Genomic DNA, 18,249 nt, shown 5'->3' on the forward strand with positions numbered 1-18,249 from the left:
TTGATATAAATCAACTAACAACTTGCTGTTTTTAAAGCATAAAATTATTCAAATCGGTTTTTGGGGAAAATGTTCAATCCGTCACGAAATCGTGATATTTAGCTATTATAAGTGTGTCGTCACATTTAGTTTTAACTTGAATATCAGGGCATTCCTGTTGCGGAGGTAGAAACAGGTTTCAAATGTCGAAAGAGAAAATTGAATATAAAATTGCATAGAAGGATGCCAAAAATATGAAACGGCTAACCCGATGGTTTTTGGTTCTTGTTGTTATAGGGATCGTAGGTTTTTTTGTTCTTACCTCCCCGATCACATGGTCACTTACTCATCCCACACGAGACGTAGCTGACAATACTGCGCCGGATCTGGAAAATGGTCGCGTTGTATTTGTAGCCAGCGACTGCTCGACTTGTCATGCTTCCCCTAATCAGGACAATCCGTTGAAGTTAGGTGGCGGGCGTGCCTTGGATACTGAATTCGGGCGTTTTTATATGCCCAATATTTCGTCGGATAAAAAAGACGGTATAGGTAACTGGACACTTGCCGAGTTTACCAAAGCTGTACGTGAAGGTGTTGGTCCTAATGGCATTATGCCTGACGGTCAAAACCTCTATCCGGCATTTCCTTATACATCATATCAACGTTTGACAGCGAACGATGTCCGCGACCTGTTTGCCTACATCAAATCGCTTGAACCTGTTCAAGGTGCTGCACCCGATCATGATTTGAAATTTCCTTTCAATATGCGTCGTGGTGTTGGCGTTTGGCGTTTGGCTTTTCTTGACGGCAAAGCATTGCCACCAATGCAAGTCACTGCGACTACCAACACCAAGGAAACAAAAGACGAGGAAGCCCTGCTTGAACGCGGACGTTATCTCGTTGAAGGTGCGGGTCACTGTGCCGAATGCCATTCAACCCGTAATTTTATGGGTGTAATAAAAAGCAATCTACGTTATGGCGGTGGTGCTACACCTGATGGTAACGGGCATTTCCCGAATATCAGTCAGGACGATACCGGTATCAAATTCTGGGCCGAGAACTCCATCTTCAATTATTTGAAGACCGGCAAGAGCCCGATCAATAAAGTTGCCGGTGGCGATATGGCAGAAGTCATTAAAAACACGAAACAGCTTCCCGATGAAGATCTCCGTGCCATGGCTGCTTATATCAAAACCCTCCCCGGTGTCGATCTGCCTGCTCCCGGACAACCGCAATCAAACCACACATCAAAAATTGTTATGTTGCCACAAACCAACAAGCTTGATGTGACATTGCCGACATCGTCCGATAATGCTGTTAAAAATGCAGATACAGTTTATTCGGTCTACACAAAACCGTTCTATATTGACGAGAATGGTTCCGGAGATGAAGACGGCAAATTATTGGCGGCGGCAAAACTTTCAGTTCTCGAACATAAAGGCGACAAGTTGAAGGTACGTCTGGATGGTTGGCAAATGGATGGAGCACCATCTGTTGTCTATGCCCTGCAAGGTCAGCGAATTATGTATGCGGTTCTGGGCGACAAGGCTATGGCATCCTATAAGCTTGGCAAGGCTGTTGTTGATCCTGAAACCAAGCAAACATGGTATCCTGTAAGCCTTGAATTGTGGACAAGCGATAAAGATGTCAATGTTTCTCTCGGAGATATGTGGGCCTATACGTCTGATCTTTTCAGTTCGACATGTAGCGTCTGCCATTCACTACCCGAAGCAGGACATTTGCTTGCCAATCAATGGATCGGCAATTTGAATGCAATGAAGCGTTATACTTCCTTGACACCGGATCAGTATCGCTTGCTTTTGAGCTATCTCCAGAACCATTCAAAAGATGTTAATGAAGGTGAAGAGGCACATTGATGGCTGTTGTTCAATCAGAAGCGTCATTTAACGCTGAACGTCAAATGACATCCAATGAAGATCAAGCAGAGGCCAGAATAATCGATTGGTTCGCCAGATTGTTCATAGCGCCACCAAGCATCGAACTTCTCGAAGAATGTCAATCGCATTCCGTTATGACTTTTCTGGGTGAATTCGGTAAAGAACTCGGTGCAACCGAATTAACAAAAATGATTGCGGATTTATTCCGCAGTCATTCTCCAGAAGTGCTTAACCACCAGCTTTCGCAACAATATATCAGTTTGTTTGATGGTGCTTCCGGCCCGCTTTCTGTTCCTCCGTATGAAAGTTATTATCGGGATGAAAACGGAAGACTTTTTCAGGCTCCTTATGTTGAAATGCTGGATGTTTTGCAGAAACTTGATGTTTCGGTAAGTGCATCTTGTAAAGAACCGGCCGATCATATTTCATTGGAATTGGCCGCATTGGCTGAAGCTTTCCGCCAACACGAACAGAAAGTCATAGCAGATGTTACTTCACGTCTCTTTCTATGGCTTCCTGAAATGAGTTCAGCGCTGGGTAAGGTGGCTGGTCATAGTCTCTATGCCCGCCTGGTCGACTTGCTTATTATTTATCTTTCGTCTTTCAGTCGCCTTTATGGCAACCAAGACAACATTAAACACTAGGAGAATGCTATGTCATTCGACAAAACAAAAATCACCCTGCCGGAAATGAATCGTCGTTCATTTCTCAAAAGTAGTGCTATGTTGACGATGGTGGGTGCCGCGAGCGGTTCACTTCTCACACGTGGCGCACAGGCACAATCCGGCACGAAACTGACTATGTCGGGCAGCCACTGGGGCGTTTTCCGCGGTCGTGTTGACCAAGGCCGTCTGGTTGAAGTTACGCCTTGGGAACAGGATCCGCATCCCACTCCTATGTTGCAAGGAATGATGGATTCCATCTATTCGCCGTCGCGCATCAAATATCCGATGGTTCGTCGCGCCTGGCTTGAACAAGGTCCCGGTGCAGATCCTGAAGGGCGTGGCACAGGCGACTTTGTTCGCGTGAGCTGGGAAAAGGCTATTGACCTTGTAGCCGGTGAACTCACGCGCGTGCGCAAGAAATACGGATCAAACGGCGTTTTCGGTGGTTCATATGGCTGGAAAAGCGTTGGCAAATTCCATAATTGCCGGACACTTTTGCGCAGAATGCTGAAAACAACCGGTGGTTTTGTCAACTCGCTCGGCGATTATTCGACGGGAGCGGCACAGGTTATTCTGCCTCACGTTGTCGGATCTTTGGAAGTCTATGAACAATGTACATCATGGGATGTTGTTCGCGACAACACAAAAACGCTTGTTTTCTGGGGTTGTAACCCTGTCAATACCGACCAGATCGGCTGGCTGATTGCCGACCATGGCGCGTTTGTCGGCCTTGAGGAAGTCAAGAAAGCCGGTATTCGGGTTATCTGCATTGATCCTATCAAAACAGAAACCTGTCAATATCTGGATGGTGAATGGCTGGCTCCCCGCCCGCAGACCGACGTTGCAATGATGCTCGGTATTGCCCACACACTCTACGCAGAAAAGCTTCATGACGAAGATTTTCTGAAAAAATATACAGTCGGCTTCGACAAGTTCCTTGCCTATCTTATCGGCAAAGAAGATGGCACGCCGAAAACCGCAGAATGGGCGTCAAAGATTTGCGGCATAGATGCGGGCACAATAAAACAGCTTGCTCGTGACTTTGCCAAGAACCGTACAATGATTGCAGCCGGATGGTCTATCCAGCGTCAACACCATGGCGAACAAGCCCACTGGATGTTGGTAACATTGTGTTCGATGCTCGGTCAAATCGGCCTTCCCGGTGGCGGTTTCGGTTTTAGCTACCACTATTGCAGCGGCGGCACACCAACAGCCACAAGTCCGATTCTGGGTGGTATTACAGATGGTCCTGCAGCCGAGGTAACAGATCTGCCTGCCGGTTGCCATCCGGGTTCTACCGAATCTGCTTGCCAACCTAAATCCAATGCCATTCCGGTTTGTCGGCTTGTGGAAGCGCTGCTCCACCCTGGCAGAACCATCAAATATAACGGGTCGGATATTGTTCTGCCTGAAATTCATATGGTTTATTGGGCGGGTGGTAATCCGTTCTCGCATCAGCAGAACCGTAACGAAATGGTCGAAGCTTGGAAAAAACTGGATACATTTGTTGTTCATGATTTCCAATGGACCGCCTCGGCACGTCATGCCGACATCGTTTTGCCGGTCACAACTTCCTATGAACGCAATGACATCGAACAATTGGGTGACTATGCATTAAGCCATATTGTTCCCATGAAGAAACTTGTCGAACCGATGTATGAAGCACGTTCCGACTTCGACATTTTCGCCGATATTTGTGAACGTCTCGGCAAACGGGAAGAATACACCGAAGGCATGAATGAAATGGACTGGATCAAGAGCTTCTATGAAGCAGCCCGTCTTGAATCCCGTGCCAAGGGCATGGAAATGCCGGTCTTCGATACGTTCTGGCAAAGTGAAGAAGCTTTGGGCTTCCCCGTCAAAGATGCACAGAAACAGTTTGTGCGTTATGCCGATTTCCGTGAGGATCCGCTGCTTAACGCTCTCGGAACTCCTTCTGGCAAAATCGAAATCTACTCGCTTAATATCGAGAAGATGCATTATGACGATTGCCCTCCCCATCCAACCTGGATGGAGCCGATCGAACGCCTTGACGGACCCACAACAAAATATCCGCTGCATATTGCTTCAAACCATCCGATTTACCGTCTGCACTCCCAATTGTGCGGCACGAAATTAAGGGAAAAATATGCAATAGGTGGGCGTGAACCTTGCTGGATCAACCCGAAAGATGCGGAAGCACGCGGCTTGAAAGATGGTGACATTGCTCGCGCTTATAACGATCGTGGTCAGATTCTTGTCGGCATCAAGGTAACCGATGTTATCCGGCCTGGCGTTATCCGTATCAATGAAGGCGGTTGGTATGATCCGGTCAATCCGAGAGAAGCAAAAACTCTCTGCCGGTACGGTGATGTGAACAACCTCACGACCAGTGTATCGACCTCTAAATTGGCGCAAGCCAATTGCGGCCAGACCGCCGTTGTCGAAATTGAAAAATTCACAGGATCTCTGCCTCCTGTTGAAGTATTTATCGAACCGCGCAAAGCCGGTTGATTGTTTTCATTTTCAAATATTGCGAAAGGAGGCGGCTTCCGCCTCCTTTTTTATTGGTCGGTTTTGATAAAATTGTTCGATTATTGACCTGAATTCAAAATGGCTCTTGATCTTCAATGCGTTGCACTTTAATACCCCCTAGAGGAAAACAAACCTTGTAGGACGGGGCTATAGCTCAGCTGGGAGAGCGCTTGCATCGCACGCAAGAGGCCAGCGGTTCGATTCCGCTTAGCTCCACCAACCCTTTCTCTTTTTAACCGATTGCTTCACAAAACCGGACTTTGGCTTATCGACCGGATAAATTGTGTGAAATACCGGCTGAACAAAAATTCGTCGTCGATGTTTTGCTATGATGCGGGCTTCAAGCCGTAGCAGAATAGTATGAAAGCAATTAAAATTAAGTGCCGATATTTTTTATAACCGACAGTCGATAATTGCCGACAGTTGAATTTTCATCATCTTATCTTTGCGCAGGCAATCGGAAATTCCTGAAGATAAGTCAACCGCTGTATCAGAAGGTGAGCGAGAAGAGTACATCAGAAATAGTCGGGTAATACGGGATGGCAGCCATTTTTAATTACGATTGAATTCTATTATTGCCAGGAAATCGCGAGCCGGATTATCCAAACTACATTTTTCTATGAAGACCTCGTGCCGGTTGATAACAACAGCGACGATAATTCATGTTGTAAAGCTCAGGATTTGGTCAATTCAAATCAATCAGTCAAAACTGAACACGCGATAAAGAATATCGGATAATGAACAATTGTCCATATCGTCCGAACGGGAAAATACCCGATTATTTATTGGCATAAATTGCAAGATTCAGTTCGCGCACAAGCTCTTTCGGGCTAAGTTTTCCTGAAATTGCCAGCATGATAACCGGCAATCTATCCATCGGCGTAGATGAAACGGTTAGAGAATGTGGAGCGTCCAGATAGGTGGTTATAGCTTTTTGAGCGTCGGCTTCAAAGTTGGTATCTTTTGCAAAAGCCAGCCAACCGGGCAGACTATTCTTCCACTTTGTTTTCAACGCATTTCCGTCGATTCCCATTCGCTTCGCTTCGGTAGCAACGAGTTTCCCTGTAAGAGAATGATCTTCAAAACGTAATTTTCCGCCGTAAAAATTGTAACGTTGCACTTGTGCCAACATACCAAGCCACATCTGTGTCGACTTTATGTGCCCGTGTTCATTTTCGCGTTGCAACGTGACCACTGTGAGCAAGGAATCAAGTGTCATACCATCCATCTTCAAGCTGACATCGAGAACGCCACCTTTATCCAGTACAAGATGGAAATGTTTCAAATCCATCATCGAAAGATAGCCACCATAGGCTCCGGCTATATCAAGCCGTCCGGTTGCATTCTTATAACCCATCGAGATAAAATCCTGACGGGTCGAGCCTTCAGGGAAATTGTCGACGAAGACGGTTATTTTTTTGATGTTTATAACAAAATCAATCGGGTTTGCGCGTATTGACGGGTGAAGAGCAATTGCCCCATTTTCCAGAAGACCTAACCGCTTTTTTTTATTATCAAACAATTCCAAATTCTTGAATTGTCCGGTTTTATACCTGAAACCTGTATCCTGATTGTAAATTCCCTTGTTTGGCGGAAATGTTACATCATTCAAGGTAATGCCGGAAACCCGTATAGTATTTCCTTCATAGATATAGACAATCTGCGGTAACACAATTTTTTTGATGGAATAGGCTCCGTGTTCCTGTTCCTGAATTCCTGAAAATTCGACCCGTCCTAATGAAGTATCCGGCGAGAGTGGCGTTCCGGTTATACGGACATCGTCTAAAGTCAAACGATCTTTATTGCCCGCAATTCCAGTATGGGAAACAGTAACCGATTTCCCGAAGGCTTCTGAGAAACGTTTGACAAAGGCACCGTTATCGAATTCTGCCTGCGCCGACGTGACAATAACTAATATAGCGGCCATCGACGCTAAAATGCATATAAAACGTTTAACTACCCTTGAAAACACTGTGACCAACCTGTTGCATTATCGAGATAAACCGCTCCACGGCTTATCTCTATGCTTAGCGCTCGATTTTTCAATCCGGTTTGTTTCAATTCTGACTAACAGCAGAAATAATTCGAGCAGGCGTATAGAAAATGAGATTTGTCGTACCTCTCAAAATGTTTCCGCTATCATCAATCATCTGTTGTCCTCCGGTTTCACTGGTTTCTTTCATCATTGACGTTGAAAGCGAACCGTCGTGAGCAAGTGCCATTAAAGTCGGAGACGAAGCGAATACATTATGTGCGCCACCATCGACATCGGATAGATCAAGAACGGCAATTCCGTTTTTCTGCAGAAGCGGTATGCTGGAGCCATCCCCTACCCTTGCATGCCCTCCCACCAGTCGGCCGGAAACAGCCAACGCCTTGTCTTTACGCGAAACAAGCACAGCGGTCGGTTGCGGCATTTTTTTCACGTCTTTGAGCTGCCGCTCGAACACATCAACATCAATATCCGGTGCTGCCATAAGGAAACTTGAAATGCGATCAATCGGGTATCGTTTGCCCTGAAGAGCTAGACTTCTCAATGCCTCCATGGTTACGTAATTGCCCATCGAATGGGCAACAACGGTAATCTCGTTGGCATCTGTTTCACTTAATAAAGTTAGCAGATCGGCAAGTCCGTCGCGGGCAAAATCGGCGCTATCCCGATCATAGACGTAAAGCGGGATAGAGCCACCCGAAGGCCAGGAATAATGAACAGTAACAGCGTTTAATGAATAATCATATGCAAATTGTGCTGCTCTGAATGTGCTGTCGGCAAAATTGTTGTTATAGCCATGGATAAATAAAAATATTTCCCGCTTTCCCTTGGGCTTTTTGTCGAGCGCATTATTCAGTTGTTGTTTGAACGCCTCGCGACCGTCATATTTAACAACATTAACCGCAGAGAAATAATTTTCCAGATCCGGTTTGTAACCGTTTGTTTCAACCTCGCCTTTTTTATGTTTTTGGGGAATGCCAACGTCAACGCGCGCGTAATTCAACGTTTTCGATCTTTTTATTCCGAACGGTTCCGAATAATCGTTTTGCGACTGCCTGCTTGTAGCAACATAGACAGGAACCACTGCCTTCGGCTTACCGGGTTTCCGAATAGCCGCATTTTGAGCGGCCACCGTTGCCGGTGTCGCATTTTTTCCATGCCATAAAACGGCTCGTGATCCACCGCAATTTGTTAAAAAAACAAGACAAACAAAGAAACAAATATATCGAGCCAAAATTGTTTTTCTCATTTAAGTGTAGCCCTGAACCGATTGAGAGAGAACGCGAATAGCACAGATCCGATCACGGCTAAAGCCGCAAAGTTTTCCCAGACAACCGTAAAACCGGCACCACGATAAAGAATTGATTGAGCCATCATAATAAAATGCGTGTTCGGCGCGGCAAGCATGATATTCTGGATAATTTCCGGCATGCTTTCACGCGGAGTAATACCACCTGACAGGATTTGCAAAGGCATAAGTACCAGCATGAGCAACAGACCGAATTGCGGCATCGAACCGGCAACGGTCGCAAGGGCAATGCCCATGGATGTCGTTGCAAAAAGATGCAAAACAGTTCCGGCAAGAAATAGCATGACAGAGCCTTCAATCGGCACTTTTAACAAGCCTTCCACAATAACGATCAACGAAAATGTTGCAGCAACGAGAACGATCAATCCCATTGACCACACCTTTGAAATCATAATTTCGGTCGGTGTGACCGGCATAACAAGAAGATGTTCGACAGTTCCATGTTCGCGTTCACGGATAAGCGCAGTTCCTGTCAAAATGATGGATAACATTGTCACATTATCAATCACATTGATAATCGAACCGAACCACGATTTTTCTAATTCCGGATTGAAACGTGCACGTAACGTCAACGAAACCTGCTGCGGCTCTTTCGAGCGATAATGGGAGACAAACTCTTTCACTTCAGCATCAACAATTTGCTGGATATATTGTGAACCGGTGAGAGCTTGCGTCGTACGTGTCGCATCGACATCAAGCTGTATGGCCGGAGAGCGTCCGGCAAGCACATCCCTTTGAAAATTCGGCGGAATATCGACAGCAAATGTATCTATTCCCTGATCCATACGGGAATCGAGTTCGGATTGGTCGATGTCTTCGGGGGTTATGAAATATGGCGGGAGAAATGCAGTGGCAATACGTGTCGACAAAGGTGAACTATCTTCATCGACGATCGCGATAGGAGTTTTGTTCAAAGTTTCAGGCGTTGCGTTAGCCGATATATAAATGGATATTGTGAACGCGTAGACAATCAGAACCAAGAGCATCGGGTCACGGAAAACGCCGAGCAATTCTTTGATTCCCAAATCCAGAATATGATTTAACTTCATGACTTTACTTCGCCTGTTTTTAGTAAGCCACGAGGCTATGATGACCAAAATCGGACCTGCCAGTATGAGTGGAATAAATGAACCGACAAGATCATGGAACTGAAGGGCTTTGGCAAATGTGCCACGCGAAATCAGTATGAAATAGGTTGTCGGATAAATATCGCCGATTAACCGGCCAGCTCCTTGAAGGGAGCTAACCGGATCCATCAAGCCGCAGAATTGTGTTGCTGGTAAAATAGTCAAAACGGCAGCACCGAAAATTGCAGCAATCTGGCTATTCATAAAGGTTGAAATCAAAAGCCCGAATGCCGTTGAAAACGCCACATAAAGCAACCCTGCGAACATGAATGTCAGGATTCCGCCGGTGAAGTGCACTCTGAAAATAAATACCGCAAACAGCCACAGCAAAATACAATTGATAAGACCAAGGCCGATATAAGGAAGTTGTTTTCCAACCAGAAATTCCAACCTTGTTACCGGAGTGACATAGAGATTGATGATCGAGCCCATTTCCTTTTCGCGCACAACCGACAAAGCTGCAAGCATAGCAGGAATAATCAGAAGCAAAATCGGGATAACGGCCGGAACCATGGCCGTAAGACTTTCTATGCCGGGATTATAAAGGTAGCGAACCTCCAGATGATAATCGCCCATAGTTGCAGCTTTGCCTTGCAAAGTTCGCGCCTTGTTCTGCAACCATAACGCATGCATACCCCGCACATAGCCACGCACGGTTTCGGCGCGGAGCGGCATTGCTCCGTCAATCCATGCGCCGACCTCCACATTGCGCCCGCGTTCCATATCCTTGCCGAATTCGGGCGGAATTTCGATAGCGAGACTGATTTCGCCCGATCGCATTCTTGCATCAAGATCATCATAATCAACGATGTCTTTTTTCTGGATAAAGTAACGGGAACCGGAAATCTGTTGCACATAATCGCGACTGATTACCGACTGGTCATGATCGAGCACTGCAAAAGTCAAATTTTCGACTTCCATGTTGATACCATAACCGATAACGAACATCAAAATAACGCTGCCAAGCAACGCCATCGTTGCGCGTATCGGGTCGCGACGCAGTTCGAGCGCCTCGCGATTGGCATAACTCATCATCCGCATAAAATCGAAACGTCGTTTAAAACGGTCTCCGTGTGTTTTTTTGACATCGACCGGATTATCATTATCGGAACTTTTCGCGTTCTCCGCTGTCACCTGCGATTTTTCCGCGCTGTTCTCAGCGGCGGCCTTGGTTTCATCGGCTTTTGCCTTTTTCCCGGCATTCTGCTTATCAATCGCATCCTGCAAATATTCGATAAACGCCTCCTCCAGCGTGTCAGCATTTTTCGATTTAACAATTTCAGAAGGTTTATCCGTAATCAAAACCTTGCCGGCATGCATAAGAGAAATGCGGTCGCATCGCTCGGCTTCATTCATAAAATGGGTTGTGATAAAAATTGTCACATTATCGTTGCGCGATAACTCTCCAAGTTGTTGCCACAACTGATCGCGCGCAATCGGATCAACACCGGAAGTCGGTTCATCAAGGATAAGAATTTCCGGCTCATGCAGCAACGCAACAGCCAGCGACATACGTTGTCTGATACCAAGCGGCAAAGAATCAGGCATGGCGTTGAGCACATCTTTCAGCTCGAACCGGTCAATCATCGCCTGCATGCGTTCCTTGACCTTTTCCGCAGGAATTTCAAAAAGTTTTGCGTGAAGCTGTAAATTTTCGAGAACAGTCAATTCGGCATAAAGCGAAAAAGCCTGACTCATATAGCCAACATGACGCCGCGTTTCCATGTCATTGGCATTTATCTGACGACCGAACAGTTTGGCAGTGCCTTCCGTCGCCGGAAGAAGTCCGGTAAGCATTTTCATGGTTGTGCTTTTTCCGCACCCGTTGGACCCCAGAAAACCGAAAATCTCGCCTTTTTTGATACGAAAACTGACATGATCGACGGCGGTAAAATCTCCAAAACGTTGTGTGAGACCATCAGCTTCAATCGCTATTTCCTCGTTGCCTGTTTCCTTGCGCGGCGGAATAACAACTTCCACATGCCCCTTCTGCTCTTCTTGAGGCATAAGTGCGATAAATGCTTCATCCAGTGTCTTGGTTTTTGTCTGTTCAAGCAGTTCGGCAGGTGTACCTGTTGCCAGAATTTTACCATTATACATGGCAATCAACCAATCGAACCGTGCGGCCTCTTCCATATAGGCAGTGGCCACCATCACGCTCATATCGGAACGTTCTTTGCGAATATCGTCAATCAAATCCCAGAATTGCCGTCTGGATAACGGGTCGACACCCGTTGTAGGCTCATCGAGCACAAGAAGCTTCGGGTCATGAATAAGCGAACAAATAAGACCAAGTTTTTGTTTCATGCCGCCGGATAGTTTGCCGGCCGGACGACCTTCAAAACCGTTAAGACCCGTTCTCTCGCAGAGTTCGGCAATACGTGCATCACGTTCTTCTTTACCCTGCCCGAAAAGCCGCGCGAAGAAATCAGCATTTTCCTGAACAGACAAGGTCGGATAAAGATTTTTTCCCAAGCCTTGAGGCATATAGGCAATATCCGGACAAACATCGAGGCGATGTTGTTTGTCACGCATATCACCGCCCAACACGTAAACGGTTCCTTCCTGAATTTCGCGCGCACCGGTAATCAGCGACAGAAGACTTGATTTACCAACACCGTCAGGACCGATCATACCGATCATTTTGCCGGACGGTACGTCGAGATCAATCCCGTCAAGCGCAATCTTCTCGCCGTAGACCAAACGGACACTTTCCAGTTTTACAACTGGTTCACCTGATTCCGGTTTCGTGATTTTTGAAGGCTCTGTCATTGAACTACTGGTGTACTAACAATCTTTGGCCATTTTGCGTTCGGGTCGGTCTTCACATAGGCCACTCCGGGCAAACCGGTTTTGACCTGTTTTATATATTTTTCCAACAGATTTTGTGGAATTTGGGCGCGGACACGAAACATCAGCTTGGTGCGCTCTTCGGCTGTCTCCACTGTTTTTGGCGTAAATTGCGCCACATCGGATACAAAGGAAATATTAGCGGGAATGACATATTGGGGAGCAGCGTCAAGTACGATTCTCGCTTCCGTACCAATTGCGATTTTGCCAACAACTTTGGTGGGCAAGAAAAATGTCATATAGACATCACCCAGATCGACCAGATTAAGCACTCGCCCACCTGCTGCTACAACCTCGCCGGGTTGAGCTATGCGATATTGTATTCTTCCCGACCGGGTTGCTTTCAACTCACTGTCATTGATGTCAGACTGGATACGTTCGATTGTTGCTTTTGCCGCGTCGACTGCGGCTTCCGCATTCACGACATTGGCTTTTGCGGTAGAAACAGCAACTTTTGCCGCTGCCAATTGTGCTTTCGAGGCTGCAACAGCCGCCAGAGCACCGTCATAGGTTGCCTGATCGTCATCTCTGACCTGTGTCGAAACCGTGCCTTTTTGCTGCAATGTGGCTGAACGTTGATAACGTCGATTGGAATTATCGCGCTGGACTTCATTTTGAGCCACTGTCGCTTCGGCGGCTTCCTGTTCGGCCTGACGTTGTTCCACTTCCATCTTTGCCGTATCAACATTAATGACAGCGCGTTTCAATTGGGCTTGAGCTTCACGCAATTGCGCCTGCAAATTGTCGGTGTCCATATGGGCAACCACATCACCAATATTGACGAAATCGCCCTCTCTTACCGTAATATCCTGAATACGACCGGCAAGTTTGGAGGCGATATCGATTTCGGTTGCCTCTATGCGGCCATTTCCCATGGCAATACCTTCGGGCAGTCCGGGGTGAAGATAGGTTTTCAAGCCGCTATAGACTGCAACTATAGCAATCACACCGATCGCTATCCAACCCCATTTTGTTTTACCTTTTGCAGCCATCAAACAGTCTCCATTTCCATTCCGACAAACAGGAATACGCTTTTAACCAAGTTTGGCGCGTCACATTATCATTCATCTTTGTATTTGAAAAGTTGCCTTTTTGGTAAATATTTTCCAATAAAAACAATTTTCTTGTTAACATAAAAATATGAAATATAGACGTTCTAAACGTTTTCATTTTTTACAACAGACAAGAACGCATCTCTATAAAACACATAGATAGTATAGTCACAAACAACTAAAAATAATTCTTTCAAATGTATAAACAATATTTTATAAAATTATTTTGTAAAATTAGAATATTAGTTTCAGTTTGATTATATCTTGTCCTAATCGGGTTTTAAAAAATCCACATTTTCCGTTCGAGAAACCTATCCGCTAGTTCCGACAGCCAAAACAATTAAAAATTCGATTTATCCGGTTATTCGACTGTTTGCCTTGCATTTGTAGCTGATAGTTCCAAAAAACTGCGAGGAGAAAAAATGTTTGCATTAGATCTCACAACAGTAAAATTGTTCAAAAATAAAAGAAAAAATGGTGCGGTCGAGAAGACTCGAACTTCCACGGGTTTCCCCACAGCGACCTCAACGCTGCGCGTCTACCAATTCCGCCACGACCGCACGTGGTAGAAGCCGATAATTAACCGGCTGGCGGCATTTAACAAATCGACAGAAGCAAAACAAGACCTTTTTTTAAAAAACCGCATATTTATTGAACATTTTGGTTGAAATAATTTTTTCGGCTCATGAGAGCGACTTTCGATACACGTCGCTTTTCAGGCTTTATAAACCTCGTCCGGATTGAAAAGACGCTTCTTATCATCTTCTTCAAGTGTAGCTTTTCCGTTGACCAATTCCAGACGGCGATAAAAACAGCTTCTGCGACCGGTATGACAGGTTGCACCCGCACCTTTTACATGGACTTTCAACCAGATTGCATCCTGATCGCAATCGACCCGAATCTCCTCGATGATCTGGAAATTTCCCGAACTTTCGCCTTTTTTCCATATTTTTTGGCGTGATCGTGACCAATAATGCGCAATACCCGTTTCAAGTGTCAATGCCAGTGCTTCTTTGTTCATAAAAGCGACCATCAACAGGGTTCCGTCATCGGCATCACTCACAACTGCGGTAAGTAACCCTTGTGAATCAAATTTCGGTAAAAACTGCGAACCTTCTTCCAAGCTATTTTTTTCTTCAGACAATTTCTTTTCCCTAAAATCAAAGATTGCGTATCATCTTGACAAAATTGACCTGCGCCTCGACGTTATCCTTGTAGGCTCCCCGATATGTGGCGGTAATAGTGGTTGACCCTTGTTTTTTGACGCCGCGCATGGCCATACACATATGTTCGGCCTCTATGAGCACAGCCACACCGCGAGGTTTTAAATATTGATAAAGGGCGTCGGCAACTTCTGCGGTGATACTTTCCTGCGTTTGCAAGCGTTTTGCAAAAACGTCTACAACACGCGGTATTTTCGACAGCCCCACGACTTGACCATCAGGCATATAGGCGACATGCGCTTTCCCTATTATCGGCACCATATGATGTTCACAATGCGAATAGAAAGGAATGTCCTTGATAAGAACGGGATCGTTATATCCGGACACCTCATCAAAGACTGTTCCTAAAATTTCTTTTGCGGATTGTTTATAGCCTGAAAACATCTCTTCATAAGCTTTAACGACCCGCTTTGGCGTGTTGACAAGCCCTTCCCTGTCGGGATTTTCGCCCGCCCAGAGGAGCAAAGTACGCACTGCTGCTTCAGCCTCTTCACGGCTTGGACGCTTATTCGCAATTTGATGAGTTTCAACGCTCGGACTTTTTTGAAGGGATTGCATAAATGAACTCCGATTTACCGCCAAAGAAAACTTGGTAGTTATAATGACTACACCTATATAGACACATATATCCAGAATCAAAGTAAGTTCATAAAAAACAGGTTGTTTTTCGAGCAACAAAATATGATTGACGAAATTTATAACGATAAAATTCTAGGGTTTGCGGCGCATATCGATAAAATTGGCCGTCTTGACGCTCCCGATGCGACGGCACAAAAACATTCCCGAATCTGTGGATCGACCGTAACAGTTGATTTAAAAATGAAAAACGGCATTGTAACAGATTTTGCGCATATCGTGCGCGCTTGCGCATTGGGGCAGGCTTCCTCTTCACTTATGGCAAGCCATATAATCGGCTCGACGAGTGAAGAACTGCGTTCTTTACGCAATACTGTCTGGCTCATGCTTACAGAAAATGGTCCTGCACCAACCGGAAAATTTGCCGAATTTGCCTGCCTTGAACCGATAAAAAACTATAAAGCCCGCCAGCCGTCCACTATGCTGACTTTCGATGCCGTTGTTGATTGCATTGACCAGATCGAAGCCCGCAACAAAGAGTGACAGAATGACGAAGTCGGAAAGCCGCAATTTTTCAGGAGTCTGGCGCAAAACACCGGGAAGACTTTTGGGAACCGGACTGGTTCGCCTTTACCAGCTCACGCTTTCAGGATTCATCGGCAACCAATGTCGGCATTTGCCCACCTGTTCCGAATATACATTTGAAGCAATTGCAAGATATGGCTTGTGGGCAGGCTCGTGGATGGGTTTATTTCGCATTATGCGTTGCGGACCGTTCGGAACCCACGGCTTTGATCCTGTTCCGACATATCTCGATGAAACCTATCACTGGTATACACCATGGCGTTATTGGAAAATTGCGCAAAAGAAACATGAATAGGACTTTCTTTTTTTCAAAAGAAAACATAAAAGACCAGACATTAAACCGCTTTGTTGTCATCAACCGGAGCAATCAACACCCCCACCCGCATTCGTTGGCGGGACTGGATTAGGAGTAATTTTATGTCTTCCACCGTTTCCATTTCTTTCCCTGACGGTTCAAAACGCGATTATCCCGCCGATATGACCGGATTGGAACTCGCACAATCCATTTCAAAATCACTGGCAAAAAATGCTGTTGCATACAGCTTTGATGGCGTTTTACGTGACATGTCGGATCCACTCGGACAATCCGGCTCGATCGAGATTATTACACGTGACGACCCGCGCGCACTTGCTCTTATTCGTCACGACTGTGCACACGTTCTAGCCGAAGCAGTACAGGAACTCTTTCCCGGAACACAGGTCACAATCGGTCCGGTTATCGAAAATGGTTTTTACTATGATTTTGCCCGTAACCAGCCATTTACGCCTGAAGATCTGCCGGTTATCGAAAAGAAAATGCACGAAATCATCAAGCGCAATGCAAAATTTACCAAGGAAGTTTTGCCGCGCAAAAAAGCCAAAAAGATTTTCGCGGATAAAGGCGAACTCTATAAGGTCGAACTGGTTGACGCAATTCCGGAAAACGAAGACGTTAAGATATATCATCAAGGGGATTGGTTCGATCTTTGTCGCGGGCCTCATATGCAATCGACAGGCCAGATCGGCAATGCATTCAAATTGATGAAGGTCGCCGGAGCCTATTGGCGGGGTGATTCCAACAATCCGATGTTGACCCGTATTTACGGAACCGCGTTCGCCAACGAAAAGGATCTTGCAGCCTATCTCCACATGCTCGAAGAAGCCGAAAAACGCGACCATCGTCGCTTGGGTCGAGAAATGGATCTGTTCCATTTTCAGGAAGAAGGTCCGGGTGTTGTCTTCTGGCACGCAAAAGGCTGGAGGATGTTCCAGAATCTTGTAAGCTATATGCGCCGCCGCCTTGACGATCAGGGATATTCGGAAGTCAATGCTCCTCAGGTTCTCGACAAGTCTTTATGGGAAATATCAGGGCATTGGGGTTGGTATAAAGAAAATATGTTCAAGGTAACGCCTGCAGGTGACGATGCCGACGACGACCGCGTTTATGCCTTGAAGCCGATGAATTGCCCCGGCCATGTGCAAATATTCAAGCACGGTCTGAAGTCTTACCGCGAACTACCTATCCGCCTTGCAGAATTCGGTGTTGTTCACCGTTATGAACCCTCCGGTTCACTGCATGGTTTGATGCGCGTGCGCGGCTTTACGCAGGACGACGCCCATATTTTCTGTACCGACGAACAGCTCGCCGATGAATGCTTGAAAATTAATGATCTGATTTTAAGCACTTATGCTGATTTCGGTTTCAATGAAATTACCGTAAAATTGTCGACACGACCGGAAAAACGCGTTGGTTCGGACGAATTATGGGATCACGCAGAAAGCGTAATGGCGGAGGTTTTGCGCACAATCGAGGAAAAATCGAACGGGCGTATCAAAACCGGAATCCTGCCGGGTGAAGGTGCTTTTTACGGGCCGAAGTTTGAATATACATTGAAAGATGCGATCGGCCGTGAATGGCAATGCGGAACGACACAGGTAGACTTTAATCTTCCGGAGCGTTTTGGTGCATTCTACATCGATAAAGATTCAGAAAAACGTCAGCCGGTTATGATCCACCGTGCAATCTGCGGATCAATGGAACGCTTTCTTGGTATTCTTCTTGAAAACTATGCAGGTCATTTGCCTTTGTGGTTTGCTCCCCTTCAGGTTGTTGTCGCCACGATTACATCGGAAGCCGATGACTATGCCAAAAAAGTCGTCAAAAAGCTCAAAGCCGCCGGTTTGTTGGCAACATCCGATCTCAGAAACGAGAAGATCAACTATAAGGTACGCGAACATTCGCTACAAAAAGTACCGGTCATTCTGGTCTGCGGGAAACGCGAAGCCGAAGACGGTTCGGTAAATATGCGCCGTCTGGGGAGTCAGGAACAAGTGTCTCTACCTCTTGAAAAGGTGATCGCCGACCTTAAAGAGGAAGCAACGCCTCCCGATATTCGCCGCAATGCGATAGAAGATTAATTGTCTCAATGAATTTCTGGCAGGCAAAACATGACCTGCCAGATTTTTTTTACAGCTTGATAGGTTGCCATAACTATTCCC

The 18,249-nt window shown here is 46.0% G+C and carries 12 protein-coding genes, 2 tRNA genes and 1 pseudogene; 7 read left to right on the forward strand and 8 right to left on the reverse strand.

All coding sequences use genetic code 11. The annotated features are described in order from the left end of the window. The first annotated feature begins 233 nt into the window (after positions 1-233). The 4 genes from BBC0122_RS13360 (at position 234) to BBC0122_RS06230 (ending at position 5,275) form a co-directional block, all read left to right on the forward strand. Entirely contained in the window at positions 234-1,856 is a 1,623-nt protein-coding gene (locus BBC0122_RS13360) for a c-type cytochrome (RefSeq protein ID WP_077992242.1), read from the forward strand. Further along, positions 1,856-2,521 (forward strand): TorD/DmsD family molecular chaperone, encoded by a 666-nt coding sequence (locus tag BBC0122_RS06220; RefSeq protein ID WP_077992243.1) that lies wholly within the window; start codon positions 1,856-1,858, stop codon positions 2,519-2,521. Before BBC0122_RS13360 ends, BBC0122_RS06220 begins: the two co-directional genes overlap by 1 nt. Before the next feature lie 9 nt (positions 2,522-2,530). Further along, positions 2,531-5,035: a trimethylamine-N-oxide reductase TorA gene (gene torA / locus BBC0122_RS06225; RefSeq protein WP_077992245.1), complete on the forward strand. Its 2,505-nt coding sequence runs from the start codon at positions 2,531-2,533 to the stop codon at positions 5,033-5,035. 164 nt (positions 5,036-5,199) lie between these two features. Beyond that, a tRNA-Ala gene (locus BBC0122_RS06230) sits at positions 5,200-5,275 on the forward strand. A 559-nt stretch (positions 5,276-5,834) separates the two neighbouring features. Here the strand turns inward: BBC0122_RS06230 and BBC0122_RS06235 are convergent. The 8 genes and pseudogenes from BBC0122_RS06235 to folE all read right to left on the reverse strand — a co-directional run bounded on the left by BBC0122_RS06235 (position 5,835) and on the right by folE (position 15,168). Further along, entirely contained in the window at positions 5,835-6,983 is a 1,149-nt protein-coding gene (locus tag BBC0122_RS06235; protein WP_077992246.1) for a hypothetical protein, read from the reverse strand. Positions 6,984-7,113: 130 nt separating this feature from the next. Further along, complete coding sequence (locus tag BBC0122_RS06240) at positions 7,114-8,298, reverse strand: alpha/beta hydrolase (protein WP_077992247.1); 1,185 nt, start codon at positions 8,296-8,298, stop codon at positions 7,114-7,116. After that, complete coding sequence (locus tag BBC0122_RS13150; RefSeq protein ID WP_198231135.1) at positions 8,295-9,407, reverse strand: ABC transporter permease; 1,113 nt, start codon at positions 9,405-9,407, stop codon at positions 8,295-8,297. The genes BBC0122_RS06240 and BBC0122_RS13150 overlap by 4 nt, the downstream gene beginning before the upstream one ends. An 18-nt stretch (positions 9,408-9,425) precedes the next feature. Continuing rightward, positions 9,426-12,257: pseudogene (gene rbbA / locus BBC0122_RS06245) on the reverse strand (ribosome-associated ATPase/putative transporter RbbA); the annotation flags it as partial. Continuing rightward, positions 12,254-13,327, reverse strand: coding sequence for an HlyD family secretion protein (locus BBC0122_RS06250; RefSeq protein ID WP_077992250.1), 1,074 nt, complete (start codon positions 13,325-13,327; stop codon positions 12,254-12,256). The pseudogene rbbA and the gene BBC0122_RS06250, both read right to left, overlap by 4 nt. A gap of 535 nt (positions 13,328-13,862) precedes the next feature. Further along, positions 13,863-13,947 (reverse strand) — tRNA-Leu (locus tag BBC0122_RS06255). Positions 13,948-14,102: 155 nt separating this feature from the next. After that, a complete protein-coding gene (gene hisI / locus BBC0122_RS06260) occupies positions 14,103-14,531 on the reverse strand; it encodes a phosphoribosyl-AMP cyclohydrolase (RefSeq protein WP_210329445.1) in 429 nt (142 codons plus the stop codon). Between the two features lie 16 nt (positions 14,532-14,547). Continuing rightward, positions 14,548-15,168 (reverse strand): GTP cyclohydrolase I FolE, encoded by a 621-nt coding sequence (gene folE, locus BBC0122_RS06265; protein WP_077992254.1) that lies wholly within the window; start codon positions 15,166-15,168, stop codon positions 14,548-14,550. A 123-nt stretch (positions 15,169-15,291) separates the two neighbouring features. Here folE and BBC0122_RS06270 point away from each other — a divergent pair, with 123 nt between their 5' ends. The 3 genes from BBC0122_RS06270 to thrS all read left to right on the forward strand — a co-directional run bounded on the left by BBC0122_RS06270 (position 15,292) and on the right by thrS (position 18,168). Then, positions 15,292-15,729, forward strand: coding sequence for an iron-sulfur cluster assembly scaffold protein (locus tag BBC0122_RS06270; protein ID WP_077992255.1), 438 nt, complete (start codon positions 15,292-15,294; stop codon positions 15,727-15,729). A 4-nt stretch (positions 15,730-15,733) separates the two neighbouring features. Further along, a complete protein-coding gene (gene yidD / locus BBC0122_RS06275; RefSeq protein ID WP_225868161.1) occupies positions 15,734-16,066 on the forward strand; it encodes a membrane protein insertion efficiency factor YidD in 333 nt (110 codons plus the stop codon). Positions 16,067-16,188: 122 nt separating this feature from the next. Next, a complete protein-coding gene (gene thrS / locus BBC0122_RS06280; RefSeq protein ID WP_077992258.1) occupies positions 16,189-18,168 on the forward strand; it encodes a threonine--tRNA ligase in 1,980 nt (659 codons plus the stop codon). The last annotated feature ends 81 nt before the right edge of the window (positions 18,169-18,249 follow it).

It is taken from the genome of Ditibartonella choladocola, from assembly GCF_002007565.1.
In the GTDB taxonomy this organism is placed as follows: Bacteria; Pseudomonadota; Alphaproteobacteria; order Rhizobiales; family Rhizobiaceae; genus Bartonella; species Bartonella choladocola.